The sequence below is a fragment of the Delftia sp. PX-1 genome, from assembly GCF_055797465.1.
The window spans coordinates 4526645-4552717 of the sequence record NZ_CP184763.1 but is presented as its reverse complement, the minus strand read 5'-3'; the positions used below and the strand labels follow the sequence as shown (position 1 = coordinate 4552717).

General features: G+C 65.2%; 20 protein-coding genes. 9 read left to right on the top strand and 11 right to left on the bottom strand.

Features of this window, described 5'->3' with window-relative positions:
- The first annotated feature begins 11 nt into the window (after positions 1-11).
- A complete protein-coding gene (locus ACN20X_RS20840; RefSeq protein ID WP_046241031.1) occupies positions 12-1157 on the top strand; it encodes an AAA family ATPase in 1146 nt (381 codons plus the stop codon).
- A 27-nt stretch (positions 1158-1184) separates the two neighbouring features.
- Here ACN20X_RS20840 and ACN20X_RS20835 read toward each other — a convergent pair whose 3' ends face one another.
- Together ACN20X_RS20835 and ACN20X_RS20830 are read right to left on the bottom strand one after the other, a co-directional pair.
- Positions 1185-1931: a Fic/DOC family protein gene (locus ACN20X_RS20835; RefSeq protein ID WP_212646552.1), complete on the bottom strand. Its 747-nt coding sequence runs from the start codon at positions 1929-1931 to the stop codon at positions 1185-1187.
- Positions 1879-2586 (bottom strand): hypothetical protein, encoded by a 708-nt coding sequence (locus ACN20X_RS20830; RefSeq protein WP_312840436.1) that lies wholly within the window; start codon positions 2584-2586, stop codon positions 1879-1881. Before ACN20X_RS20830 ends, ACN20X_RS20835 begins: the two co-directional genes overlap by 53 nt.
- Before the next feature lie 279 nt (positions 2587-2865).
- Here ACN20X_RS20830 and ACN20X_RS20825 point away from each other — a divergent pair, with 279 nt between their 5' ends.
- Positions 2866-3597 (top strand): ABC transporter substrate-binding protein, encoded by a 732-nt coding sequence (locus tag ACN20X_RS20825; protein ID WP_016453259.1) that lies wholly within the window; start codon positions 2866-2868, stop codon positions 3595-3597.
- A 3-nt stretch (positions 3598-3600) separates the two neighbouring features.
- On the opposite strand, the gene ACN20X_RS20820 is transcribed toward ACN20X_RS20825, so the two are convergent.
- The gene (locus tag ACN20X_RS20820; RefSeq protein ID WP_473209843.1) at positions 3601-4767 is read right to left on the bottom strand and encodes a metallophosphoesterase; all 1167 of its coding nucleotides are present in this window, start codon (positions 4765-4767) and stop codon (positions 3601-3603) included.
- 214 nt (positions 4768-4981) lie between these two features.
- Here ACN20X_RS20820 and hrpA point away from each other — a divergent pair, with 214 nt between their 5' ends.
- Positions 4982-9070: an ATP-dependent RNA helicase HrpA gene (gene hrpA, locus ACN20X_RS20815; protein ID WP_277848634.1), complete on the top strand. Its 4089-nt coding sequence runs from the start codon at positions 4982-4984 to the stop codon at positions 9068-9070.
- Positions 9071-9336: 266 nt separating this feature from the next.
- Positions 9337-9987, top strand: a complete 651-nt coding sequence (locus ACN20X_RS20810) for a cysteine hydrolase family protein (RefSeq protein ID WP_473209842.1) — start codon at positions 9337-9339, stop codon at positions 9985-9987.
- Positions 9988-10016: 29 nt separating this feature from the next.
- Here the strand turns inward: ACN20X_RS20810 and ACN20X_RS20805 are convergent, their stop codons facing one another.
- The 5 genes from ACN20X_RS20805 to ACN20X_RS20785 form a co-directional block, all read right to left on the bottom strand.
- The gene (locus ACN20X_RS20805) at positions 10017-11057 is read right to left on the bottom strand and encodes a right-handed parallel beta-helix repeat-containing protein (RefSeq protein ID WP_277848633.1); all 1041 of its coding nucleotides are present in this window, start codon (positions 11055-11057) and stop codon (positions 10017-10019) included.
- A complete protein-coding gene (locus ACN20X_RS20800) occupies positions 11042-11956 on the bottom strand; it encodes a hypothetical protein (RefSeq protein ID WP_473209841.1) in 915 nt (304 codons plus the stop codon). Before ACN20X_RS20800 ends, ACN20X_RS20805 begins: the two co-directional genes overlap by 16 nt.
- A complete protein-coding gene (locus tag ACN20X_RS20795) occupies positions 11956-12981 on the bottom strand; it encodes a right-handed parallel beta-helix repeat-containing protein (RefSeq protein ID WP_473209840.1) in 1026 nt (341 codons plus the stop codon). The genes ACN20X_RS20800 and ACN20X_RS20795 overlap by 1 nt, the downstream gene beginning before the upstream one ends.
- A 186-nt stretch (positions 12982-13167) precedes the next feature.
- Positions 13168-14214, bottom strand: a complete 1047-nt coding sequence (locus ACN20X_RS20790) for a right-handed parallel beta-helix repeat-containing protein (protein ID WP_473209839.1) — start codon at positions 14212-14214, stop codon at positions 13168-13170.
- Complete coding sequence (locus ACN20X_RS20785) at positions 14199-19226, bottom strand: DUF6765 family protein (protein ID WP_473209838.1); 5028 nt, start codon at positions 19224-19226, stop codon at positions 14199-14201. The genes ACN20X_RS20790 and ACN20X_RS20785 overlap by 16 nt, the downstream gene beginning before the upstream one ends.
- Positions 19227-19483: 257 nt before the next feature.
- Between ACN20X_RS20785 and ACN20X_RS20780 the strand changes: the two genes are divergently transcribed.
- Together ACN20X_RS20780 and ACN20X_RS20775 are read left to right on the top strand one after the other, a co-directional pair.
- Positions 19484-20386, top strand: a complete 903-nt coding sequence (locus ACN20X_RS20780) for a LysR family transcriptional regulator (protein WP_016453252.1) — start codon at positions 19484-19486, stop codon at positions 20384-20386.
- A 2-nt stretch (positions 20387-20388) separates the two neighbouring features.
- Positions 20389-20892, top strand: a complete 504-nt coding sequence (locus ACN20X_RS20775) for a hypothetical protein (RefSeq protein ID WP_016450580.1) — start codon at positions 20389-20391, stop codon at positions 20890-20892.
- Between the two features lies 1 nt (position 20893).
- Here the strand turns inward: ACN20X_RS20775 and ACN20X_RS20770 are convergent, their stop codons facing one another.
- A complete protein-coding gene (locus ACN20X_RS20770) occupies positions 20894-21433 on the bottom strand; it encodes a pyridoxamine 5'-phosphate oxidase family protein (protein ID WP_046241376.1) in 540 nt (179 codons plus the stop codon).
- A gap of 227 nt (positions 21434-21660) precedes the next feature.
- Here ACN20X_RS20770 and ACN20X_RS20765 point away from each other — a divergent pair, with 227 nt between their 5' ends.
- From ACN20X_RS20765 to ACN20X_RS20755, 3 genes are all read left to right on the top strand, one after another.
- Entirely contained in the window at positions 21661-23352 is a 1692-nt protein-coding gene (locus ACN20X_RS20765) for a long-chain fatty acid--CoA ligase (protein ID WP_016450578.1), read from the top strand.
- A gap of 143 nt (positions 23353-23495) precedes the next feature.
- Positions 23496-24308, top strand: a complete 813-nt coding sequence (gene blaOXA / locus ACN20X_RS20760) for a class D beta-lactamase (RefSeq protein ID WP_016453249.1) — start codon at positions 23496-23498, stop codon at positions 24306-24308.
- Between the two features lie 61 nt (positions 24309-24369).
- Entirely contained in the window at positions 24370-24588 is a 219-nt protein-coding gene (locus tag ACN20X_RS20755) for a hypothetical protein (RefSeq protein ID WP_016450576.1), read from the top strand.
- An 87-nt stretch (positions 24589-24675) separates the two neighbouring features.
- Here ACN20X_RS20755 and ACN20X_RS20750 read toward each other — a convergent pair whose 3' ends face one another.
- Positions 24676-25575, bottom strand: coding sequence for an NAD(P)/FAD-dependent oxidoreductase (locus tag ACN20X_RS20750; protein ID WP_016450575.1), 900 nt, complete (start codon positions 25573-25575; stop codon positions 24676-24678).
- Positions 25562-26047, bottom strand: coding sequence for an Rrf2 family transcriptional regulator (locus ACN20X_RS20745; RefSeq protein WP_016453247.1), 486 nt, complete (start codon positions 26045-26047; stop codon positions 25562-25564). Before ACN20X_RS20745 ends, ACN20X_RS20750 begins: the two co-directional genes overlap by 14 nt.
- Between the last annotated feature and the right edge of the window lie 26 nt (positions 26048-26073).

Here is a 26073-nt window from a genome sequence, read left to right as displayed (position 1 = left end):
AGGAGATTGCCATGACGAACTGGAAACAGATCCAGTCCCTGGTGCCGCAGCCCGGCGCCGACCCCGACTTCGCGGCCTGCCTGGCCGCCTTCCCCCAGCTGGAGCAGGCCAAAACCACGCCGCAGGACCCGGTCTACCACGCCGAAGGCGATGTCTGGACGCACACGCAGATGGTGGTGCGCGAACTGCTGGCCGATCCCGGCCATGCGGCGCTCACCGCCACCGAGCGCGAAACGGTCTTCCTGGCCGCGCTGCTGCACGACGTGGCCAAGTGCTCGACCACCGTGGTGGGCGAGGACGGCCGCATCGGCCAGCCCGGCCATTCGCGCCGCGGTGCGCTGGATGCGCGCCTCATGCTCTGGGAAGCCGGCGCGCCCGTGGACCAGCGCGAAGCCATCTGCCGGCTGATCGCCGTGCACCAGGTGCCGTTCTTCGCCTTTGCCGATTCGCGGCGCGGCCTCTCGCCCGAGTTCATCGTGCGCGAGCTGTCCTGGCAGGTGGACCTGCACCTGCTCACCCTGCTGGCGCGGGCCGACATGCGCGGTCGCATCTGCCCGGACATTGCGTCCGTGCTGGTCAACATCGAGCTGGTGCGCGAGTTCGCGCTGGAGGAGGGCTGCCTGCGCACGCCGCGCCGCTTTGCCTCGGACGAGACGGCGGTGCGCTACTTCCGCGGCGCGCAGCTGCATCCCGACTATGCGCTGCACGCACAGGAAGGCTCGCGCGCCATCGTCATGTGCGGCCTGCCGGCCAGCGGCAAGAACACCTGGGTGGCCGCCCACCATGGCGACCTGCCCGTGGTCTCCTTCGACGATGCGCGTACGGAGCTGGGCCTGCGCCACGGCCAGAACGAGGGCGCGGCCGCCCACCACGCCGTGGACAAGGCCAAGGCCCTGCTGCGCGCGGGCCAGCCCTTCGTCTGGAACGCCACCCACCTGTCGCGCCAGATGCGCGGCAAGACCGTGGACCTGTGCCTGGCCTACGGCGCCCGCGTGGAACTCGTGCACCTGGAAGCCAGCCGCCCAACCCTGCTGGCCCGCAACCGCGCGCGCGACACCACGCTGACCAACGCGGCCCTGCTCGGCCTGCTGCAGCGCTGGGATGTGCCTTTGCCTACCGAGGCGCATGCGCTGTCGTTGGTGGTCAATGAGGGGTAGGGGAGGGGGAGGGTTGCTGTACCGCTGTCAAGCGGCATGCTCGCCGCGTGCGCGCTTCATCTCCAGATAGGACTGGGCTGCTTCCTGGTCTTCGGCCCGGTATGCCACGTTCATGTCCGGGCGATGCACGTCATCGCCCGGACCCTTCAGCCCTGGCAATGCCCGAAGATGATCAAGCAAGGTGGTCTGCGTGTTGGCAGAGGTGATCAAGGGGCGCAGATAGGCATCGAGGTGTCTGCCTTGCGGGTTCTGGATCTCCTGGGTCAGTGCCTTCAGATAAGCCTCCTTGTTGGAGGCCAGCCAGTCGATGGCAAAGCCCGCGCGGTGGCACAGCTCGGCATGGATCAGCAGCATGCTGCGTCCATTTCCGTCGAGAAAGGGATGACCCCAGGCAAACGCGCCCATGACAGCACCAGGTTTGTCGCGCAGGGTGCCTGCATCGTTGCCCATGTCCAGGCCCCATTCGACGGCGCGCTGGCACAGCTCTGACACTTCGAATTGCAGGCCTGCTCCCCTGCCGACGAGCCGGCCCACGCCCAGCGCACGCCTGTCCTGGCCGGCCCAGGGGTAGAAGTCGGAAAACAGGATGGCGTGAACGCGCAAAAAATCGCGGTAGCCAATCCGGCCCCGGATGCTTGCCAGAAAGGCAAGTGCTTCTTCCAGGTTGGCCTCGAAAAAGAGGTGTTCCTGGATCTTGACCTCACGGGCGTCTTTCAGTCCTTCAATGTTGCGCAGGTAGCCCGCGCTTTCGAAGTCCCCGAACGGATCGAACATCCTGCACCTCCCTCATGTGATTGGTCATCAGCCTGGCAAGCTGCCGGCCATTGATGACATGTTTTTTCTTCAAGGCCACGAGCAGCTTGCCCGTGCTGTCGAGCTCCACTTCATCTCCTGCAGCGCGTGTGACTGCCTGTGCATAGTCGTCCAGTCCGGTACGCTGGTGTTGGATGTGGTGCGTGCGGGCCAGCCGCTCGACAAACTGGCGTACACCTTTGGAGGGCAGGGCGTTCACGTCTGCGGGCAAGGTTTCGCCGGGTTCATCAGGTGCCGAGGGATTGCGGACATAGCGCACGGCGACATCGCCCAGATTCAGCCTGCGTGAGATGCGCTGGCTGCCTGCATCGATCAGCAGCGTGGCCTGGCCCGCCTCGTTGACCAGATCCACGCTGCGAAACCTGATTCCCAGTCTGTCCAGCACCTCCCTGACCAGCTCATCGCTGGGGGCGAGCAACTGCGGATCGCCGCTGGCGTCGGGCCTTGCCTTGGCATAGATGCCGGCGCCCAGGCGGATCAGGCGGCCGTCCGAGACCAAGTCATGCAAGGCCTCGCTGAGGTGGGAAGCGCTTGCCAATCTGCTCAGATCACGCCGGAGCACGATGTTGCCGGAGCGCTTGCTCAGCGATATCTGAAGTTTGCTGTCCAGGTTCATTCTCTGCCTCAGACGATCTCTACATGGTCTGATTTTAAGGTGTTGTTTTTTCCTTTTATAACAATGGGTTGTGTGCGGATTTCATGCCGCTTGACCAGCAGGGATTGCGATGAAGTCCAACCCCAATTCCAGTGCTGGACGCAATGGCAATCCAAGACCCAATACCGGCAAGCCATGCTCGCTGGTGAGATGACACCCGGACCTTGCACCGGCCGTGTGCGCAGACAATGAAGGTTTGAAGACCGCCGCCCCTTCTGTCTGCCACTTCGAAAGCCATCCATGAACCATTCCTCCCAGCTGCTGTCCACCCTCGCGCCGCTTGGCCGCATCCGCGCCTCCATCAACACCGGCAATCCCATTCTTGCGCGGCTGGATGCCGACGGCCGGCCTGCGGGCGTGTCCATCGACCTGGCCCGGCGCTTTGCGCAGCAGCTGGGGTTGGAGCTGGAACTGGTGGTCTTCGACACGGCCGCCAAGTCGGTGGATGCCGTCACGCGCGAGGAGGCCGACTTCGGCTTCTTTGCCGTGGACCCCGTGCGTGGCGCGGGCATCGGCTTCACGGCACCCTATGTGCTGATCGAGGGCAGCTACCTGGTGCGCCAGGATTCGCCGCTGACCGACAACGCCCAGGTGGACCGGGCCGGGCACACGGTCGTGGTCGGCAAGGGCAGCGCCTATGACCTGTACCTGAGCCGCGAGCTCAAGCATGCACAGATAGAGCGCGCCGTGTCTTCGCCCGCCGTGGTGCAGACCTTTGTGGAATCGACGGCCGACGTGGCCGCCGGCGTCAAGCAGCAATTGGAGGCCGATGCCGCCCGCCTGCCCGGCCTGCGCCTGCTGCCGGGCCGCTTCATGGTGATCCAGCAGGCCATGGGCCTGCCCAAGGGGCGGGGCGATGAGGCCCTGCGCGTGCTGGCGGCCTTTGTGGAAGAGGCCAAGGCCTCGGGCTTTGTGGCCGAGGCACTGCAGCGCCACGGCATCCAGGGCGCAGCGGTTGCGCCTGCGGCCTGAAGGTCAGGCGCCGCGCAGCACCAGCAGGTCGATGCTGGCCGGCACGCCCAGGCGCACGGCAAAGCCGGCCCACAGGCCTGCGCCGGCGCTGACGAAGAGCTTCATGGCGCCGACCTCGTACTCGCCGCGCACAAAGCCGTCATTGGCGGGCGCCACCAGCCATTGGTCCATGCCCAGGATCAGGCCGCCGTGCGTATGGCCCGACAGCTGCAGGCCCACGCCGTGGGCCGCATTGTCGCGGGCGGTCTTGGGCTGGTGGGCCAGCAGCAGGTGGTATTGCGCACCGGCCTCTTTGGCCTGGCGGGCCACGGTGTCGATGTCGGGCGGCACGCCTTCGGGCACGGACGGGTCGGTGTTCTGGCGCGACAGGCGGCCATAGGCCGGATCGCCGATGCCCGACAGCGCCAGGCGCGCGCCCTGCACATCGATCAGCTGCATGCGGTTTTCCAGCAGGTTCAGGCCCAGGCGGCGGAATTCGGCCATCCAGGCGTCGTAGCCGCTGTAGTACTCATGGTTGCCGGGCGCCGCCCAGACGCCGTGGCGTGCCTTGAGCTGCGCCAGCGGCGCGATGTTGGCGCGGCCGCTGTCCACGTCGCCGTCCACCATGTCGCCGGGCAGCACGATGAGGTCGGGGCGCGCCCCCAGCGTGCGGTCCACGATGGTCTGCACATAGCGTGCGTCGTTGATGGGGCTGGCGTGGATGTCGGCCAGCACGGCCACGCGCAGGCCTTCCAGGCCGGCGGGCAGGCCGGGCAGGCGCAGCGTGCGTTCGTGCACCTCGGGCGGGCGCAGCGCATTGGCCGCGCCCCAGGCCGACAGCAGGCCCGCCAGGGCCAGGGCGCTGGCCGTGAGCAGCGGGGCGTGCAGGCGCTGCTTCCAGTCCTCGCGCCGGGCCACGGCGGCCAGCGCCCAGAGGCCGTCGCGCAGCACGATGAAGACGGCCAGCATCAGCAGCAGGGCCAGCACCCAGCCGCCCGGCACCTGCAGATAGGCCAGCGTGCGGTACTCGGCCGTGCCCTCGCGCAGCAGTACCAGCAGCAGGGCGGGCGTGCAGCCCAGGGCCGCCGTGGCGACGGCCGCCATCAGGCGTGCGCGGCGCGGCATCAGGCGGACGGGCCACCACAGCCACAGGGCCAATAGCGGAATGACGAGGGCGGCAAGAGTAACCATGGGGAGCAGATCGAGGAAGGCGGGTGAGGCGGCCAGCGCCGGGAGCGGGCGGCAAGGCGAGCGCCGATTGTGCGCAATGCCTTGCATGCCGCTGGCCTGACTTGGCGAAGGCCCTGGCATGCGGGGGTTTTCATGCGGGCGGCACAGGGCCGGCGTATGGAAATCTGCAGCCGCGTGGCGCCGCCGGCATGGCGCGGGGATAATCCAGCCCCTTATGCCTTTGAAGATCAGCTTCCCTGAATCCCTGCCCGTATCCGCCCGCCGTGAGGAAATCATGGAGGCCATGGACCGGCACCAGGTCATCATCGTGTGCGGCGAGACGGGCTCGGGCAAGACCACGCAGCTGCCCAAGATCGCGCTGGCGCTGGGCCGGGGCAAGGTCAACGCCACGCCCGACGACAAGGGCCAGGTGCGCGGCCACCTGATCGGCCACACGCAGCCGCGCCGCATTGCCGCCAGCTCGGTGGCCAAGCGCATTGCCGAGGAGCTGAACACGCCGCTGGGCGATGTGGTGGGCTACAAGGTGCGTTTCCAGGACCGGCTGTCCAAGGACGCCTCGGTCAAGCTGATGACGGACGGCATCCTGCTGGCCGAGACGCAGACCGATCCGCTGCTCAAGGCCTACGACACCCTCATCATCGACGAGGCCCACGAGCGCAGCCTCAACATCGACTTCCTGCTGGGCTACATCAAGCAGATCCTGCCCCGGCGCCCCGACCTCAAGGTGGTGGTGACATCGGCCACCATCGATGCAGAGCGGTTCTCCAGGCATTTCGAAGGCCCCAAGGGGCCTGCGCCGGTGATCATGGTCTCGGGCCGCACCTACCCCGTGGAGATGCGCTGGCGCCCCTTCGAGGAAAAGCGCGACCACGACCTCAACGATGCCATTGCCGAAGGCGTGGACGAGCTGTGGTCCGGCGGCGTCAGCGGCGACATCCTGGTGTTCCTGCCCGGCGAGCGCGAGATCCGCGAGGCGGCCGACCACCTGCGCAAGCACCTGGCACAGCAGCCCGTGCTGCGCCATGCCGAGGTGCTGCCGCTGTTCTCGCGCCTGTCGCAGGCCGAGCAGGACCGCATCTTCGACAGCCACACGGGCCGGCGCATCGTGCTGGCCACCAACGTGGCCGAGACCTCGCTGACCGTGCCCGGCATCCGCTATGTGATCGATGCGGGCACGGCGCGCGTCAAGCGCTATTCCTTCCGCAGCAAGGTCGAGCAGCTGCTGGTCGAGCCCATCAGCCAGGCAGCGGCCAACCAGCGCGCGGGCCGTTGCGGCCGCGTGGCCAACGGCATCTGCATCCGCCTGTACGACGAGGCCGACTTCGGCACGCGCGCGCGCTTCACCGACCCAGAAATCCTGCGCTCCTCGCTGGCCGGCGTCATCCTGCGCATGAAGTCGCTGGGCCTGGGCGACGTGGTGAATTTCCCCTTCCTTGAATCGCCCTCGGGCCGCGCCATTGCCGACGGCTACCAATTGCTGGGCGAGCTGGGCGCCGTGGACGAGCGCGGCGAGCTGCTGCCCATGGGCCGCGAGCTGTCGCGCCTGCCGCTGGACCCGCGCGTGGGCCGCATGATCCTGGAGGCGCGCACGCGCGGCGCCGTGGCCGAGGTGCTGGTCATCGCCTCCGCCCTGTCCGTGCAGGACGTGCGCGACCGGCCGCTGGAGGCCCAGCAGCAGGCCGACCAGCAGCACGCCAAGTTCGACGACGATAAAAGCGAATTCAGCGGCTACCTGCGCCTGTGGAAATGGCTGCAGGATGCGCGCGGCGGCAAGGTGGTGGCCAAGAGCCGCAAGGAAATGGCCACGGCCCAGGCGCCTGCCGCCAAGCCGTCGGCGCGCAATGCCGCCTTCCTGCCCGTGGCCCAGCGCAGCGGCGGGCAGAGCGTGGCCGCCCCGGCGGCCGAGGCGCTGGCGGCCTTCCATCCGCAGGACACCGGTCCCGGCACGGATGACGAGCCCTCGCACAAGCTCAGCAACCGCCAGTGGGAGCAGCTGCTGCGCCAGAACTTCATCAACATCCGCCGCGTGCGCGAATGGCGCGACATCCACTCGCAGCTGCTGACCGTGGTCAACGAGCACAAGTGGAAGGTCAACACCGAGCCCGCGGGCTACGACGCCGTGCACCTGTCCATGCTGTCCGGCCTGCTGGGCAACCTGGGCTACAAGGGCGATGAAAGCGACGCCTACCTGGGCGCGCGCGGCATCCGCTTCCATCCGCACCCGGGCGCCCACCTGTCCAAGAAGCCGGGGCGCTGGATCGTGGCGGCCGAGCTGGTGGAAACCTCGCGCCTGTACGGCCGGGGCATCGCCGCCATCGATCCGCAGTGGCTGGAAGAAGTCGGCGCCCACCTGCTCAAGAAGCAACTGCTCGATCCGCACTGGTCCAAGAACCAGGCCGATGTGGTGGCGCTGGAGCGCGCCACGCTCTACGGCCTGGTGGTCTACAACGGCCGGCGCATGAGCTATGGCCGCATCGATCCGCAGTCCGCGCGCGAGATCTTCATCCGCCAGGCCCTGGTGGAGGGGCAGTGGGACACGCGCTGGCACTTCCTGCCCGCCAACCTCAAGCTGGTGCGCAAGGTCGAGGAGCTGGAGCACAAGAGCCGCCGCCAGGACGTGCTGGTCGATGACGAGCTGATCTACGCCTTCTACGACCAGCAGATCCCCAAGGACGTGTTCAGCGGCGCCACCTTCGACCATTGGTTCCGCGAGGCGGCCAAGGAAAACGCCGACCTGCTGCGCCTGTCGCGCGACGAGCTGATGCGCCACGAGGCTGCCGGCATCACCACCCAGGCCTTTCCCAAGGTGGTCAAGCTCGGCGGCGTGGACTGCACGGCCAGCTACCTGCACAGCCCGGGCGACGCGCGTGACGGCATCACCGTCACCGTGCCGCTGTTCGTGCTCAACCAGGTCAGCGACGAGCGCGTGGAATGGCTGGTGCCCGGCATGCTCAAGGACAAGCTCCAGGCCCTGCTCAAGAGCCTGCCGCAGCGCCCGCGCAGCCGCTTCGTGCCCCTGCCCGAAAGCGCCCAGCGCCTGGCCGAACTCTTCACCACGCCCGAGCGCTGGGGCCAGGGATCGCTCATCGATGCCCTGCTCAAGCAGGTGCGCGACGAGACCTCGCTGGACGTCAAGCGTGCCGACTTCAAGCTGGACATGCTCAGCCCGCACCTGTTCATGAACTTCCGCATCACGGACGAGCATGGACGCCAACTGGGCCAGGGCCGCAACCTGGGCGCGCTCAAGGCCGAACTGGGCGCCAAGGCGCGCGGCGCCTTCCAGGCGCTGGCCGCGCTGAAGGTGGCTTCGGTCACCGAGGCTGCGGCCCCACCTGCCGCCGCGTCCGAAGCCGGCAAGAAGGCGGAATCTGGCGCCAGGCCGGACAAGACAGCAAAGCCTGAAAAGGCGGACCAGGCCAAGCCCGCCAGCAACGCCAGGCCCAGCCAGCCCGCCGACAGCCGCTACAAGGAATGGAGCTTTGGCGAGCTGCCCGAGCTGATGGAGATCGGCCGGGGCGGGCAGACGCTGATCGGCTTTCCGGCGCTGATCGACCATGGCGATGCCGTGGGCATCGAAGTCTTCGACGAGCCCGAGGTCGCGGCCGCACGCCACCGCGTGGGCCTGCGCCGCCTGTTCGCGCTGCAGATCCGCGATGCGCTCAAGTACCTGGAAAAGAACATTCCAGACCTGCAGAAAATGGCCGTTGCCTACATGCCGCTGGGCACGCAGGAGGAACTGCGCGAGCAGATCATCGACGTGGCCATAGACCGCGCCTTCCTGCAGGAGCCGCTGCCCACCAACGACGCGCAGTTCAAGCAGCGCGTGCAGGACGGGCGCGGCCGGCTGACGCTGATCGCCAACGAGGTGGCGCGCATGGCCTCCACCATACTGGTCGAGTACGCGGCGGCCCAGCGCAAGATCAAGGACACCAAGAACGCGCCCGACGCCACGGCCGACGCCGCCCAGCAACTGCAGCGCCTGGTGCCCAAGAACTTCATCGCGGCCGCGCCCTGGACCCAGCTGCAGCACTACGCGCGCTACCTCAAGGCCATCACCAGCCGGCTGGACAAGTACCGCGCCGACCCTGCGCGCGACGCCAGCCGCCTGGCCGAGCTGCGCCCGCTGGAGCAGCGCTACTGGCGCCTGGTGGCCGAGCGCAAGGGCCACATCGATGCGCGCATGCAGGAGTACCGCTGGATGCTGGAGGAGCTGCGCGTGAGCTTCTTCGCCCAGGAGCTGCGCACGCCTTACCCGGTCAGCATCAAGCGGCTGGACAAGGTCTGGCAGCAGCTGCAGAACTAGCGCCGTGCCGGCCTGCGGCCCTTCCGTGATCGGGAGGGCCGCAGGCCATGGTTCAACGCGGCATCGCCACCTTCACCGGCACGCAGCCGGTTGGAGCGATGCAAGGCCCAAGGCCGTATGCGCCATCACAGAGATGGGGTATTTTTCAAAGCACGGGCGATCTGTGCAGAAACTGCACAGATGCTGGCCGCTCCATGGCGTTGCGGCGGGCCCTGTGCGTTTCTAGACTGCAGGCATCAACCACTTCCCGTTTCCAGGAGCACTGCATGTCCCTCGAAGAACAGGCCAGCCAGGCCACCCAATCCACCAGCCATCCCACCCTCCGCGCCCTGTCAGGCGCGCCGGGGCGCAGCCAGTTGCCACGGGGTGCCACGGCGCTGCTGGTCATCGACTTCCAGAACGAGTACTTCAGCGGCCGCCTGCCCATCCCGCGCGGCCCGCAGGTCCTGGAGCAGGCCCGGCGCCTGCTGCAATGGGCCGATGCCGGGCAGGTTGCCGTGTTCCACATCCAGCACATTGCCCCGGAAGGTGCGCCCGTGTTCGCCGTCAATGGCAGCACCGTCCAGTTCCACCCCGGCCTGCAGCCGCGTGCGGGCGACACCGTGGTGCAAAAGCGCAGCGTCAGCGCCTTCGTCGGCACCGACCTGGCCGACCAGCTGCGCGCGCGTGGCATCACCACCGTGGTCATCTGCGGCCTCATGACGCACGCCTGCGTGGCCGGCGCCGCACGCGATGCCGCGCCGCTGGGCTTCGAGGTCGTCGTGGCCAGCGACGCCGTGGCCACACGTGCCATCACGCGCAGCAACGGCGAATCCGTGGACGCCGACAGCCTGCACCGTGCCGCGCTGGCCGAGATCGAGGATGTGTTCGGCGATGTCATGCCCACCGCGCATGTGGTGCAGCTGCCCCTGCGCTGAGCCTGCAGGCAGGGCCCGCGCATCGTCTCCTAGCGAGAATCCACGGCGTTGCCGTACTCCGTCGTGGTGCTGGCCGCATCCTTGCGCACCGGCCATGTGATCTCTTCAAACACATTGCCTTCGATCACTACGTCCTTGGACTCCAGCAGGTTGACGCCGGCCTGGGGTTCCTCTTCCTTCTTCCTGAACAGTCCGCTGCGCTTCACGATGAAGCGGTTGTTGCGGATGATGGAACCATCGGCATCGCGCAGCTTGAGGATGGCGGGCAGCGGGGCCTTGTCTCGCGGGTCCATATGCACGATGAAGGTGTTGCCCTCCACCAGCGAGCGCGGGCCGTACAGATAGACGGCGGTGCGGCCATCGACCTCGATGGTGTTGTTGCGCACCACGTTGTCGGAGCCGGCCATGATGATGGCGCGGCCGCCGGATTTGATTTGGAGGTTTTCTGCTGTGTAGAAGGTGGGAGGGAAATAATCCCAAGGGATTTTATTGAATTTTTGGGTTTCGATGTTCCATCTGGAATTTTCTATTACAGGAAAGTCTTCCTCCAGTTTCTCAATTCTATTGCGTGCACCCAATTTAGGAGAAAGTTCTACGCCAATACCCGATAGACCTGGAGTTTCTATTATTCCATTATGAACTCTTAGATTGAAAACTACCTCTCCACCAGATAATATTCCAATGCCGCTATTATTATTAAATGGTCTTCCTGTAACAAGATGTCCTCGCAAATCAAGGTCAGCATTATTACTGTGGTAGAAATCTAAAATTGCACCTCGTGGGTTACCACGTTCTATTCCCCCTTCGATCCAGTCACGCGCTTTACGCTGCACAAAGTCATGAATGACGCAGTGACGGCCAGAACCTTCAAAAGCTTCCGTGATAGGGTAGTAGCCACCTCTATACTTGACGGGCTTGCACCCCTCAGGCAGCGGGCCCTTGTCGCTAGGTGGATGGCGGCGCGCTGCCCATTCTTCCGTCGTGAGTGGTTTCTTGGGGAAAGCTTGGCAGCTTGCAAAGACAATGCAAGCAAAAGCAGAAAAATAGAGAAAAACTATACTTCTTTGCATATTTTACTGCCTGGCAAGCAAACGCCTGGATATTTATGTTCTTGACCTGCAAGGTTTTCTAAGTATTTACCTCTATTTTTCTCTGCCTCTTTTATTTTATATTCATCGCTACCTCCCTTTTCTATATTTATTTCCACAATTCTGGTTTTTTCGCTATTTTCTGTGTTTTTGGTTAGTTTAAGTTTTCCATCCTTAATCAGTTTATTAATGGTCTCTTTCAAAAATCTAGCCTTTCCAGGAAAATCCGCACCCTCTTCCCTGATTGCATTGAATCTCTCGAGCACATTCCTGATCTCCTCAAACCCCAGCGCAGGGCTAGTTCCATACGCCGTCAGAAACTCATAAACCGCCTTCTCCCCTTGCAGCGATCGATACTCCCGCTTGTCCCAATAAGGCACTTCTGGATCAGGCATATTTCCCAGTATTGGCATGTCCTCGTCATAGGTGTAATCCGGCTCGGACCCCGCAAACCCATGCCCTATGCCCAGCTTCGCGCTGATGGCATCGAACGGCCGGTTGTCCTTGTCCCGGTGGCTGAAGGTGTCCAGGTAGGAGTGCAGGAATTCGCCCAGGAACTGGTATTCGGCACAGGGCTGGGCCGGGTTGCCCAGCCGGCTGGCGTTGAGCAGGTTGTTCAGTTGCGGGCTCAGGTTGCCCACCACGCTGTTGACGTTGTCGTTGGCGTACTGGGGCAGCGTGGTTCCTCTGTCGTCGGACAGGTTGTCTCCACATACTGCGAAGCCAGCGCCGTGATGCGCGCCCCGGCTCGTAGTCCAGGCCGGCCGGCGGCCAGGGCCAGGAAGAAGACCTGTAGTAGTGCATGTCCTCCTGGTACAGCCCGTGGGATCGATCCGGTTGAGTGGGTTGCCGCATATGGCCGTCGAATACCTCCATTCCATCAGGGGCTGCCTTTTGAAATGTTTCCACTCTCCGTTGTGGTACTGGCCGCATCCTTGCGCACCGGCAATGTGATCTCTTCAAACACATTGCCTTCGATCACTACGTCCTTGGACTCCAGCAGATTGATGCCGGCCTGGGGTTCCTCTTCCTTCTTCCTGAACAGCCCGCTGCGCTTCACGATGAAGCGGTTGTTGCGGATGATGGAACCATCGGCATCGCGCAGCTTGAGGATGGCGGGCAGCGGGGCCTTGTCGCGCGGGTTCATGTGCACGATGAAGGTGTTGCCCTCCACCAGCGAGCGCGGGCCGTACAGATAGACGGCGGTGCGGCCATCGACCTCGATGGTGTTGTTGCGCACCACGTTGTCGGAGCCGGCCATGATGATGGCGCGGCCGCCGGATTTGATTTGGAGGTTTTCTGCTGTGTAGAAGGTGGGTGGGGTGTAATCCCAAATACCCGCGAATGTACGGCTGTAGTCGACTTCTTTGATTGCTGGACGATCTTCTGTCAACTCCTGTAGCCTCTGACGACCTTCTATATAAGGTGCCATATCTATTCCAATACCTAGTGGACCGGGCGTTTCGATTTTTCCGTTGTGAACTGCCAAGTGAGTCAGTGATTTGCTATTCATGCCTATGCCGCGGGTATTTTCAAACGGCTTGCCAGATATAAGATGTTTTCTTAGATCAATGTTGGAATGGCTGTCTTGAGAGAAACTAATCACACTACCCCTTCCGGCTTCATCTGTTGGTGTTCCACGTTCCCTGCCATTAATGAAGTCTCTTAATTTCCTCTGTACAAAATCGTGAACTACACAGTGGTCTCCTCGTCCTCTGACATACTCAATAATGGGATGAAAGGTCCCTCGATATTTGACGGGGCTGCAGCCATCTGGCAATGGACCTTTGTCGCTGGGAGGATGGCGACTTTCCGCCCATTCTTCCCAAGTCATGCCTTGGGAAAGTTCGGAAGATAAAATTGCCAAGATGAATATCAGTGATTTAATTTTTATACTGGTTTGCATATGATACTATTGGGTAAGCAGACGCCTGGATATTTTTCTTCTTGCCCAACGAGCCCTCCAAGAAATTTTTCCCGATTAGAGTTGGCTTGTCTCTCAATGTAGTAGTGCATGTCCTCCTGGTACAGCCCGTGGTATCGATCCGGTTGAGTGGGTTGCCGCATATGGCCGTCGAATACCTCCATTCCATCAGGGGCTGTCTTTTGAAATGTTTCCACTCTCCGTTGTGGTACTGGCTGCATCCTTGCGCACCGGCAATGTGATCTCTTCAAACACATTGCCTTCGATCACAACGCCTTTGGACTCCAGCAGGTTGATGCCGGCCTGGGGTTCCTCTTCCTTCTTCCTGAACAGCCCGCTGCGCTTCACGATGAAGCGGTTGTTGCGGATGATGGAACCATCGGCATCGCGCAGCTTGAGGATGGCGGGCAACGGGGCCTTGTCGCGCGGGTCCATGTGCACGATGAAGGTGTTGCCCTCCACCAGCGAGCGCGGGCCGTACAGGTAGACGGCGGTGCGGCCATCGACCTCGATGGTGTTGTTGCGCACCACGTTGTCGGAGCCCGCCATGATGATGGCGCGGCCGCCGGCTTTGATTTGGAGGTTTTCTGCTGTGTAGAAGGTGGGTGGGGTGTAGTTCCAGGGGATTTCGTTGAACTCCTTGATTTTGATATTCCAGTCGGTTGTTTGCGTGACTGGAAAATCCTCAGTCAATTCTTTTATTCTTTTCCACGCAGAAATATTGGGTGCCATATCCACACCCAAACCCCTTGGTCCAGGGGTTTCTATTTTTCCATGATGCACACGTAGGAATGCTAGATTTTTCCCAAGGAGACCAACTCCACGAGTATTCTCAAAAGGTGCTCCTGAAATTTCATGGCCTTGCAAATCCAAGTCGGCATTTGTGTTTTTGTAAAAAGTTAAAACACTTCCTCTGCCAATTTCATCGGTGGGAGATCCTCGAATACTCCAATCTATTAAATCTCTAACTTTTCTTTGAGTAAAATTATGCACTACGCAATGGCGACCCGAGCCTTCAAATGCCTCCTTGATTGATATATATCCACCTGTGTATCTCACTGCTTTGCAGCCTGAAGGCAAGGGTGTTTCTCTGATATTTTTTGCATTTTGGATTTTCGTTCCATTACCTGATTCGTGAGTGTCCAAAGTGTCTACTGCATATGCATGAGGTTGCAGTACCAATAAAAAAGAGATCATGGTTAAACGGACTTGCATATAGGACTTCTTGGCAAACATACTCCAGGATAATTTTTCTCTTGACCAGCGAGTCCGCCAAGATATTTCTCCCTGTTCTTCTTGGCGGTTTCTTCGTTATATTGATCTAGGTACTTTTCAGAGAAATTTATCTTGGCATCAGTAGAAACGCTTTTGTCTTTTTCAGGTTTTATTTTTCCATCTTGGATATATTTATTAATCGTCTCTTGAAGCATGCCAATTTTAGCTGGTGAGTTGCCACCACTTTCGCGAATTGCATTGAATCTCTCCAGCACTTTTTCTATCTCTTTAAAACTGACCGACGGCTTGCTCCCATACCGCGTCAGAAACTCATAAACCGCCTTCTCTCCTTGCAGCGATCGATACTCCCGCTTGTCCCAATAAGGCATATCTGGATCAGGCATATTCCCCAGTATTGGCATGTCCTCGTCATAGGTGTAATCCGGCTCGGACCCCGCAAACCCATGCCCTATGCCCAGCTTCGCGCTGATGGCATCGAACGGCCGGTTGTCCTTGTCCCGGTGGCTGAAGGTGTCCAGGTAGGAGTGCAGGAATTCGCCCAGGAACTGGTATTCGGCACAGGGCTGGGCCGGGTTGCCCAGCCGGCTGGCGTTGAGCAGGTTGTTCAGTTGCGGGCTCAGGTTGCCCACCACGCTGTTGACGTTGTCGTTGGCGTACTGGGGCAGCGTGGTGCCCTTGTCGTCGGACAGCGTGAAGTGGTACCACAGCAGTTGCCGGTGGTTCTTGAAGATCGAGCCCACCGTGGTGAGGGTGTTGGCATCATCCAGCGGCTTGGTGATGGGGTTGTCATCCACGTACTGCGAAGCCAGCGCCGTGATGCGCGCAGGTTCGTAGTCCAGGCCGGCGGCCAGGGCCAGGAAGAAGACCATGTAGTAGTGCATGTCCTCCTGGTACAGCCCGGTGGGATCGATGCGGTTGAGCGGGTCGCCGCCGGCATACAGGTAGGCATCGGGTCCGTCCGGGTAGCCCAGCGGGTCCGGCTGCAGGTAGCGGCCGCTGGCCGGGTCGTAGCTGCGGTGCCAGTTGTCGTGCAGTCCGCTTTCCTCGTCGAAGTACTGGCCCGGCAGGCGCAGGTTGAGCACGGCCTGCTGCCGGGGCAGGCTTGTGTGGCCGGCCTGATGCATGGCCGGCGCTCCCCAGGGGGTTTGGCGGGCACGCCAGACCACGCGCTGGCCTGCGTCCGTCATGGCCTGCGGACTGCCCCGGTGGTCGTTGTGGATGTGCAGCATGCGCGCCTTGCCGCTGGCGTTGTCCCGGTTGTGCGCGGATTCCAGCTTGGCGATGGGCAGGGTGCGAGTCCCCTCGTTCAGGTACAGGTACTGGCTGGTGATGCGGCCTTCGCCATCCATTTCCGCGACGAGCCGGTTGTCCTGCCACAGGTAGTGGCTGTGCGTTTGCCCATCGCCCTGGTGCACGGTCTTGCCCACGCGCTGGCCCAGGCTGTTGTAGCGGTAGCTGGCGATGGGCCGGTCCTGGTGGTCGCTGATGCCCTGGAGCTGTCCTGCTTCGGTGTAGGTGTAGCGGTGCAATGCGTCCTGGACGGTGCGGCCCTGGCTGTCGCGCTGCACGGGCGCTGGTGCTGACGGTGCGTTGTCCTGCACCAGCCTGCCGAAGCCCTGGTAGCGGTAGTCGGTCTTGTGCAGGCCCGCTGGTGGCCACTCCTGCTCGATGGCGCGGATGCGCGGGCCCACGCCGTAGCGGTAGCGCTGGCTGAGGATGGGTGCGCTGCCTTGCGATGTGCCTTGTGATGTGCCTTGCCCGGTGGTCTGCTGCGTGAGGCGCCCGGCAATGTCGTATTGGCGCATGGTGGCCAGGCCATTGCCTGCCGTGTAGTGCTGCAGGCCGTTGAAGGCGTCCGTTTGGATGTCGCCGACCACCGTCTGCGCGGGCAGCAGGCGTTCGAGCAAGCCTGTGGCGCCGGCGCCCAGCCAGTGGTCGCTGGCCTGCAGCAGGCCGGCCACCCAGGCGCTTTGCAGTTGCAGCCCTTGCACGCTGGCGCCGTCGCTGGCGGGGCCGCGCCGGGTGACGAGCACGCGGCCATCGGCCAGGGTGCGGCTGTGGACCCGGCCGTCCGGGCCATAGCGCGTGGCGGTGCGGTAGGTATGTTCGGCCTGGCCGTCGGGCGTGGCCAGCGCAATGGTGCGTGCCACGGGGCGGCCCAGGGCGTCGTATTCGATGGACTCGCGCTGCCAGTTGCTGTCGATGGTCTGCAGCAGCCGGCCCTGGTAGTGCAGCCGGGTTTGCGAGGAAGAGCGACGATCTGCGCCGGGCGCCGCTTCGTAGCGCTTGGCCAGCAGACGCCCGCTGGGGGCGTACTGGTAGTGGGTGCTGCTGCCGTCGGCGCGGGTGTGCACCAGCAATTGATCGGCTTCGTTGTAGCGTGCGCTTTGGCGGCCATGATCGGCAAGCTGGAGCCAGACGGTGCGGCCGAAGTCGTCGCGCAGGGCCTGGCGGCGTTCGGCGGGTTGGGTGCTCCGGGATTTGCTGGTGATCTGCTCCATCGCCGCGTTGGCCGGGCCTTGCCATGCCAGCCGTACCGCCCCATCGGGCGTTTGCGACAGGCTGGCATGGAGACTGCCGTTGTTCAGCCAGCGCGTGCGGGTGTCGTCGCCATCGGTGTGCTGGAGCAACTCGCCCGCGTCGCCGTAGGTGTAGCTGTCCAGGCGCCCATCGGGCAGCAGGCGGTGGCTCAGGCGCCCCTGCGCATTCCAGCCGTAGTAGGCCGCACGTTCGGGGAGGTCCTGGCCTTCGCGGTACAGGCCCAGCCGCGTGATGCGGCCTTCGCTGTCGCGTTCGATCTGGCCCCGGTTGCCCAGGCCATCGAGCCTAGCCTGGGTGCTGCCCTGGTAGGTCCAGGTGGTGCTGCGGCCTGCCGTGTCGATGGCCTGGCTGGGGCGGCCCAGGGCGTCGTGGCGGATGCGGTATGGATTCAGGCTCAGCCGGCTGCTGGCGCGGGGCTGGCCATCGGCATCGAGCAGCCAGCCGCTGGTGGTGATTTCTTCGGCCTGCAGGGCGTTGGCGGACGGGGGGCTGTAGCGCATTTGGCGCTGAAGGCGCCGCACGCCGTCGTCTTCGGTGCGGGTCGTGATGCGCCCGGCCTGGTCATGCTCCAGCGCCACGGCGGTGCCATCGGGCTGCAGCACGCGCGTGACGTGGCTGCCGCTGCGGTCCCAGCGCAGCCGCGTGAGATCGTTCTGCGCCGGGCTGCCGTCGTCATAGCCTGCCAGCGAGGTGGGCAGCGGCCCGTCGATGTCCACCAGCACGCTGCGGCCGTTGATCTCGGTGTAGCGGTAGCGCGTGCTGCGTTCGATGGGCGTGGCGCCGTCCGCATTGCCTGCGGGCTGGCCCTGGGCATCCAATGGGCTGAAGCCCGTCTCGGTGATCTGCAGCGGCTGGCGGCTGCTGTTGTAGCGGATGCGGATCTGGTGTTCGCGCCCGGGCACGACGCTGGGCCGGGCGATGAGTTCGGGCGCGTATTGCTTCCAGGGGTCCTTGCCGTAGCCGTAGCGCACCTGCAGCTGCGGGGCCCGGGCTTGGCCTTGTGTGTAGGCGATGCGGTACACGGCCAGCGGGCGGCCGAAGGGGTCCAGCTCGGTGCGCGTGCCTTCCAGCGGGCGGCCTGCGGGATCGAGCCGCGTGGCGTCGGTCAGGCGCCCTTGCGCGTCGTACCGGTAGCGCATGTCGCCGGGGCCGCAGCTGGCGCAGCCCGGGCCGCGCACTTCAAGCAATCGCCATTGCCCGCCAATGGTGTCGTAGTGGTAGGTGGTTGTTTGCCCAAGGCTGTTGGTGAGGGTGTTCTTCCAGGGCTGGCTGAGGTCCAGGGTGACTTTTTCCTGCTGGCTGTCCGGCGGGCCGCGCACGCTCAAGATGGCGCGGCCGGTGTCGCCGTAGGCGTAGCTGGCGATGCGCTCGTCCATGGGCTTGCCGTCGCTGCCCTGGCCCTGGACGCTGATGCCCGTGAGCAAGGTGGGGTGGCGCGGGTCCTCATAGTGGTAGTGGCGCTGGACCGGGGCTTGGCCATCGGCCGATGGGAGGCTGACCTGCACGAGGCTGGCGTTCAGCTTGGCCTGGGGCTGGGTGCTGCCGGGCAACGGTGCGCTGCCGTGGCGGTAGTCGATGCGGCCCAGCGGGGTGTCGATGGCCTGCACGCCGGTGAAGCTGCCCTCGCCCGAAGCTTGGGCGTAGTGCAGGCGCAGGCTGCGGCCCTGCGGGTCGGTGACCTTGAGCAGGCGGTTGCCCTTGGCGTTGTAGTCCAGGCGGACCTGTTCGCCCGAGGGCAGGCTGATGCGGGTCAGGCGCCCCCGGTGGTTGAAGCGCAGCTCGCGCCCGTCCATCCATTGCCAGGTGTAGTGCCGTTCCTGGCCGGGCTTGGTTTCCTTGGTGCCCTTTGTATCCGGGCCTTCGATGCGCACGATGCCGTTGCCCGGCTGCTCGCTGGCGCACAGGCTGGGATGCTCGCGCAGCTTGCTGAAGATGATGCGGGTGCCGTCGGCCTGCACGATCTGCAGGTTGGTGGGGTGGTCGTACAGGCGGGCCTCGTAGCTGAGCAGCCAGCCGCGGCCGAGCAGGCCTGGCGGCACGTAGGCCCGGCTGTAGCTGCTGTTGTAGTGGCGCACGACTTCCAGGCCGAGCACGCCTGGCAAGGCGGGCATGTCCACTTCGCGCTGGTATTTGTTGCCGTTGATGAGGTGGATGGGGTTGCCTGCGCCCTGGTTGGTACTGCTGGAGTTGCCCTGGGTGGCGGGGCCGGCGCCGCCGCAGGGGCTGCCGCCGGGCGTGGGGGTGCAGGTGCCGCCGCCCGAGCTGCCACCGCCACCGCCGAGGTCGATGCCGCCGCCCGCGCCGGGGGCGCAGCTTTGCACGGTGGGGTCGCATTTGCTGGAGCCGCCGCCCAGGTTGGGGGCGGCAGCCGCCAGGGTGGGCGTGGCCTGGGCCAGCAGTGCGGCAATGCATAGCAAGGCGCTGCGCAGCAGCGTGTGCCGTGGGTGCATGTGAGTTTCTCCCTCGGGATTTTTAGGAATCTCGGGCAGGAGGCGGCCATGCGTCTGGCGGGGAGCTGGTGGAGGCAAGCCTGTGTCCGGGTTGCCGGTCAATCTAGGCAGCTGCGGCGTGCTTGTCTCTAGGAATAGTCTGTTTCTGCGGCCCAAGGGGAGGAATGGGTCGGAAAAGGGGCTGGCGTGGGGCTGTGGCGCAACGGAATGCGGCCGCCCGCATGCCCCACAATCCCCGCCAAAGGAGTGCACGGGCAATGGACAGATGGCAGGCCATGCGGGTGTTTTGCGGCGTGGTGGATGCGCAGGGCTTCACGGCGGCGCAGGACAGGCTGGGCATGACGCATTCGACCGCCTCGCGCCATGTCAAATGGCTGGAGTCGGAACTGGGCACGCAGCTGCTGCAGCGCAATTCGCGCGGGCTGAGCCTGACCGAGGCGGGGCGCAGCTACTACCTCAGCTGCGTGCAGTTGCTGGAGCAGCTCGATGCGGCCGAGGCCGCGCTGGCCGTGCGCCGCGCACGCGTGGCGGGCGTGCTGCGCATCACGCTGCCGCTGGCCGTGGGCGCCATCGAGCTGGGCGACTGGCTGCCCGAGTTCGAGCAGCAATTCCCGGATCTGGAGCTGCAACTGCTGTGCACCGACCGGCTGGTGGACTTGGTGGCCGAGGGCGTGGATGCAGCCGTGCGCATCAGCCGGCAATTGCCGGACAGTGGACTGCAGGCGCGGCTGCTCACGCATTCGCCTCTGGTGCTGGTGGCTTCGCCCGCCTATCTGATGCGCCACGGGGTGGTGCAGGCGCCAGAGCAACTGGCCGCGCACCGCGCCCTGGCCTTTGCTGCGGGTCCGGCCCAGCTGCGCTGGAGCGTGGTGTCCGGGCAGGGCGCTGTCACCGAGGTCCAGCCGCTAGCGGCATTGCGCACCGATTCGGTGGCCACCATCTTCGAGGCTGCACGCGCGGGGCGGGGCATTGCGGCGCTGACCTGGCATACCGTGCGCTCGGCCATCGAGCGCGGCCAGCTGGTGCGGGTGCTGCCCTGTTTTCATCTGGGGCAGTACAGCTACCACGCGCTGTATCCGCGCACGCGGCATCTGCGCCCGGCCGTGCGTGCCTTCGTGGATTTCATGGCACGGCGCTATCGGCAGGGGCCGGGGGACTGAGCATGGTGTTCTGGAGCCGGCCGCTCGATGCGCAGGAACAGGCCTTTGTGCGCACGCACTTCGGCGCCTCGCTGGATGCGCTGCTGCCGCGCATGCGCCTTTATCTGCGCCGCCTGGGCGACACGCGCAGGGCGCTGTCCATGAATGGCGGGCGCATCTTCATGCCGCGCGCCTTTTTCATGCAGTCCGATCCGCGCCAGCCGCTGCGCCTGTCGCATCCGCAGATCGCAGGCATCTTTGCCCATGAGCTGCTGCACCAGTGGCAGCGCCTGCAGGGCATGCCCGTGACGCGGCAGGCCGCCTGGCTGCAGTTCAAGGCGCTGTGCACGCGCGGTGATCCCTATGCCTACGAGCGCTGCGACGATCCCCGGCGCATGCTGCAGCGCTTTGTCCATGCCCAGGTGGAGCAGCAGGGCCAGATGTGGGAGGACCATGTGCGCGCCTGCGTGGCGGGGCAGGGCGATGCGGCGGGCGCCCTGATCGCGGCCCACGTGCGGGGCACGTGAGTCAGCTGGGCTGGATGCTCAGTGCTTCGATCAGGTCATGGGCCGACACATCGCGCGCCGCGCCAAAGCCCGCCACGTGCCGGGCGATGGATGGCGTGATGCAGACAAAGCGGAAGTCGCCCAGATCGGTCATGAACGCGGCTTCGGGGAAGCGCAGCACATAGCTGTCGCGCGCGCCATCGGCCAGCACGCTGCCGGGCGGAGGTGTGCTGGCCACGCCTTCAATGGCCACGCGCTCCAGTGCATGCACGCCCTCGCCGTCCACTTCGGCCGCGCACACCAGCAGGCTGACGGCCGGGTGCAGTTCCATGGCCCGCGTGTGCGCTGCCAGTGCGCTGACGTGCAGCACAAAGCAGCCAAACTGCGCATTCCAGGCCCAGGGCACCATGGACAGACGGGGAGCGGGCAGTGCATCGCCAGCCCCGGGGGCAGGGGAGTCGGCGGGCTGGGTGGCCAGGGCCGCGCTGCGGCGGCGGGCCAGCAGATCGCGCAGCGACAGCTGCAGGCGGGACAGGTGGGGCATGTCGGGCGTGGAGGGCATGGCGCCATCGTACCCGTGGCGTACTTGTGGCGTTCGCGTGGCCGGCTTGCGAAAGCACAAGGCGAGTTGCGGTGGCACCGGTATGCCATGGGCGCTCAAGCGTCACTTTGGCGACGATTCCCTGGGGCCTTCCCCAATGCCGGGAACCGGGTGTGCGCCTAGCCTCGCTGGCAAGGCGGATTGCCGCCGTCCGATCCACTCACCGACCATTCAACGCCCATCCGTCCATGTCGACCCTGCCCGCGCACCACGCCTTCTGGCCCAGCCGTCTGCCCCATTCCATCACCGTGCCCGCCACCAGCGTATGGGAGAACCTGGCCGTCAACGCGCGCCGCTATCCCGACAAGCCGGCCATCCGCTACTTCGGCAGCTCCATCAGCTACCGCGAGCTGTGCGAGGGCACGGAGCGCATGGCGGCCTACCTGCACAGCCTGGGCGTGCAGCGCGGCGACCGCGTGATCCTGCTGATGCAGAACACGCCTCAGCTCATCCTGGCGCACTACGCCATCTTCCGCGCCAATGCCGTGGTGGTGCCGGTCAATCCCATGAACATGGCCGAGGAGCTCAAGCACTACATCACCGACGCCGACGCCAAGGTCGCCATCACCACGGCCGACCTGGCCCCCGAGCTGGCCAAGGCCAGCAACGCGCTGGCGCCGGGCCAGCGGCTCGATCACCTGATCGTCACCCAGTTCACCGATGCCTTCGATGCCGGTGTGCAGGGCGACGATGCGCCGCCTGCGCAGTGGCACGACTGGCTGCTCACCCGGCGCGAGCCGGCTGTGCTGGAGGGCGGCAGCGTCCACACCTGGCAGCAGGCCCTGGCCTGCACCGACGCTGCGCCGCCCCATGTGGTGGGCCGCGACGACATGGCCGTGCTGCCCTACACCAGCGGCACCACGGGCCACCCCAAGGGCTGCATGCACCCGCACCGCTCCATCAACCACAACGCCGTGGCCGGCAGCTACTGGGGCAGCGGCACCAGCGAGGCGGTCGTGCTGGCGGTGGTGCCCATGTTCCACATCACGGGCATGGTGTCGGTACTGCACACGGCCATCTTCATGGGTGCCACCGTGGTGGTCATGCCGCGCTGGGACCGCGAGCTGGCCGGGCGGCTGATCTCGCGCTACCAGGTCACCAGCTGGACCAACATCCCCACCATGGTCATCGACCTGCTGGGCAGCCCCAACTTCGCGCAGTTCGACCTCACCAGCCTCAAGTACATCGGCGGCGGCGGCGCGGCCATGCCCCAGGCCGTGGCCCAGCGCCTGCTGGAGCAATACGGCCTGCGCTTTTGCGAGGGCTACGGCCTGACCGAGACCGCTGCGCCCACGCACAGCAACCCGTCCGAGCACCCCAAGCAGCAGTGCCTGGGCATTCCCTTCATGAGCACGGAGGCGCGCGTCATCGATCCTGACACCGGTGCCGAAGTGCCCCAGGGTGAGCAGGGCGAGATCGTGGTCCACGGGCCCGAGGTCTTCGACGGCTACTGGAAGCGCCCCGACGCCACGGCCCAGGTCTTCATGGAGATCGACGGCAAGCGGTTCTTTCGCACCGGCGACCTGGGCCACGTGGATGAGGACGGCTACTACTTCATCACCGACCGCCTCAAGCGCATGATCAACGCCAGCGGCTTCAAGGTCTGGCCGGCTGAGGTCGAGTCGCTGATGTTCCGCCACCCCGCCATCCAGGAAGCCTGCGTGATCTCCACGCGCGACGCCTACCGGGGCGAGTCGGTCAAGGCCGTCGTCGTGCTGCGTGCCGGCAAGGAAGACACCACGGCCGAGGACATCATCCAGTGGTGCCGCGAGAACATGGCCGTCTACAAGGCGCCAAAGGTGGTGGAGTTCGTCAAGGCCCTGCCCAAGAGCGGCAGCGGCAAGGTGATGTGGCGGCAGTTGCAGGAGGCGCAGGCGTAGCCCCGCGGGCAGTTCCCATCCATGGGCAAGTCCCACACGCGCTTGCCCAGGGCGCCGTGGGGCTGTTTGCTGCAGGGGCTCTGCAAAGGCTGCGCGCGCATCTATGATCGCGCGCCAGATACGAACACCGCAGCGCACAGCACATGCATAGATTTCCTGGGACCGCTGCCACGGCCGTGGCAGCTTTTTTTTGGGTTTCCGTTCCCGTCCCCGTTGTCGCGCACGAACTGTGCACCCTCGTCGCCGACGCCGACACGGGCCAGTCCCTGGTGCACAGCGGCCCGGCCTGCGCCGAGCGGGTCACGCCGGCGTCCACCTTCAAGATCGCCATCAGCCTGATGGGCTATGACGCCGGCATCCTGCAGGACGAATCCCGGCCCGCGTGGCCGTACCGACCGGAGTATCCGGACTGGGGCGGCGATGCCTGGCGGCGCGATATCACGCCCCAGGCTTGGATGAAAGACTCGGTGTTCTGGTACTCGCAGCAGGTGGTGATGCGTCTGGGCCAGCAGCGCTTTGACGCCTACGTGAAGGCCTTCCGCTATGGCAACGAGGATGTCTCTGCCGTGCCAGTGGCCGACCCGGGCCACAACGGCGTGTGGGTGGTGTCTTCGCTGCGCATCTCGGCGGCCGAGCAGGTGGCCTTCATGCGCAGGATCGTGCGCCGGGAACTGTCTGTGAGCAGTCAGGCCTTCGACATGACTGCGCGCATCACCCGGCACCCCGTGCCTGTGGACGGCTGGACCGTGCATGGCAAGACGGGCACGGGCTCGCCGGGCAGCGACAACCGCTACGACGCCAGCCGGGCCTATGGCTGGTACGTGGGCTGGGCCACCAAGGACCAGCGCAGGCTGGTATTCGCCACGCTGATCCAGGACGAGCAGGCGCAAAAGCCCAATGCCGGCCTGCGCGCCCGCGATGCCCTGCTGCAGCGACTGCCTGCCGTGGACCGCTGACAATGCACGGGCCGTTCCTTTTCCGTATACCTTCCGCACACGAGCGACAGACCGACACCCGATGAAGACCATTGACGAAATGCTGAACCTGGACCTGCTCACCCCCGAGCAGCACGTTGAGATCAGCGACTGGATCGCCCGCGCGAACTCCCCCGAGGAAATACTGCAGATGCCGGCCCCCCTGTGGCAGGCCGTGGAGCGGGCCAGCGAGGCCATGGGCGTCAATGCCGATCTTCTGCGGCCGCCCGCGCTGGATGCGGGCGGCGCGGTCTTCGGATAAAGCGTGCCACGCCTCGTCCCGGACCCCTTTCCCGGCTTTCGCGGGCACATCAAAGTGCATAGCACGCTCTAGGGCGGGCGCCGCAGTTCACCATCCCATCATCGACCGGTGCGCGCCAATGCCGGCCATGGCGCCATCGCTCACGGCCATGGCCACGTTGCCGGCCGCGCGGGCCGCGTCGCCACAGGCGAACACGTTGGGGACGCTGGTGGCCTGGCCTTCCGCGACCTTGATGAAGGGACCCATGGGGCCTTCTTCCAGGGCGCAGCCCAGCTGTTCGGCCACGGGGCTGGCGATGCGGGTGCGCGGCTGGGTGAACAGGCCATCCATGACCAGGCGGCGGCCGTCCTGCAGCAGCACGTCGGCCCGGCCTTCCAGGCGGGCGATGGGGGTGGCCTCCACCTGTGTGCCGCGGCGTGCGAAGGCGGCCAGCTCATCGGCACTTGGCGCGTAGGCGCCGTTGAGCAGCAGGGTGGTCTGGCCCCAGTCGGGCAGCATGACGGCATGGTGATGGGCCAGGGCCGAGCTGGCGATGATGCCGATGCGGCCCGCATTCATCTCGTAGCCGTGGCAGTACGGGCAATGGAAGACGCTGCGGCCCCAGCGCTCGGCCAGTCCCGGCACGGGCGGCAGGCTGTCATGCACGCCCAGCGCCAGGACGAGGCGGGCGGCGCTGATGGCGGTGCCCGCTGCATGGAACTCCAGCCGGCCATCGGGCGCCACGCGGGCGTCCTCGGCCGTGCCGTCCAGCCACTGCACGGTGGGGTAGGCCATCAGCTGCTGCCGGGCCTGGGCGGCGATCTGGGCGGGGGCGACGCCATCCTGGGTGAGAAAGCCGTGCGATGTCTCGCCGGCCTGGTCCACGAAGCGGTTGCGCCGCAGCCCGGCATCGACCACCAGCACCTGGCGGCGCGCACGCGCCAGTTGCAGGGCGGCGGACAGGCCGGCATAGCTGCCGCCGATGATGGCGAAATCAATGTGTTTCATGCTGGTGCTCCTGCAGTTGGTACCAGCCCTGGCCGCCCGCTGCGCGGTGGCGCGCCAGGCGGGCATGGAAGTCCTGGGACAGGGCAGCCAGCGTCACCGAGCCCAGGCGCGCGAGCAGGGCGGCCTCGGCCTGCTGCACCGCGTTGCTCAGCGCTTCGTTCACGGCCTGGGCGACCAGGCATTCGGGCCGGTCTTCCCTGAAGCCCAGCGACACCAGATCAGGGGCGCCCAAGGCTTCATGCACGTCGCGCAGCGTGGTGCGGTCCAGCTCGCAAGACAGCACCCAGCCCCCGCCATGGCCTTTGGCGGAGGTGACAAGGCCTGCATCGCGCAGGCCCGACATCAGCCGGCGCAGCACGACCGGGTTGGTCTGCAGCGCGGCGGCGAGCATGTCGGAGGTGGCAGGTCCATCGCCCTCGGCCATGTGCAGCAGCACATGCAGGACGTCCGAGAATTGGCTGTTCTGTTTCATGCAACATTATTTGTTGCATGAGTGTG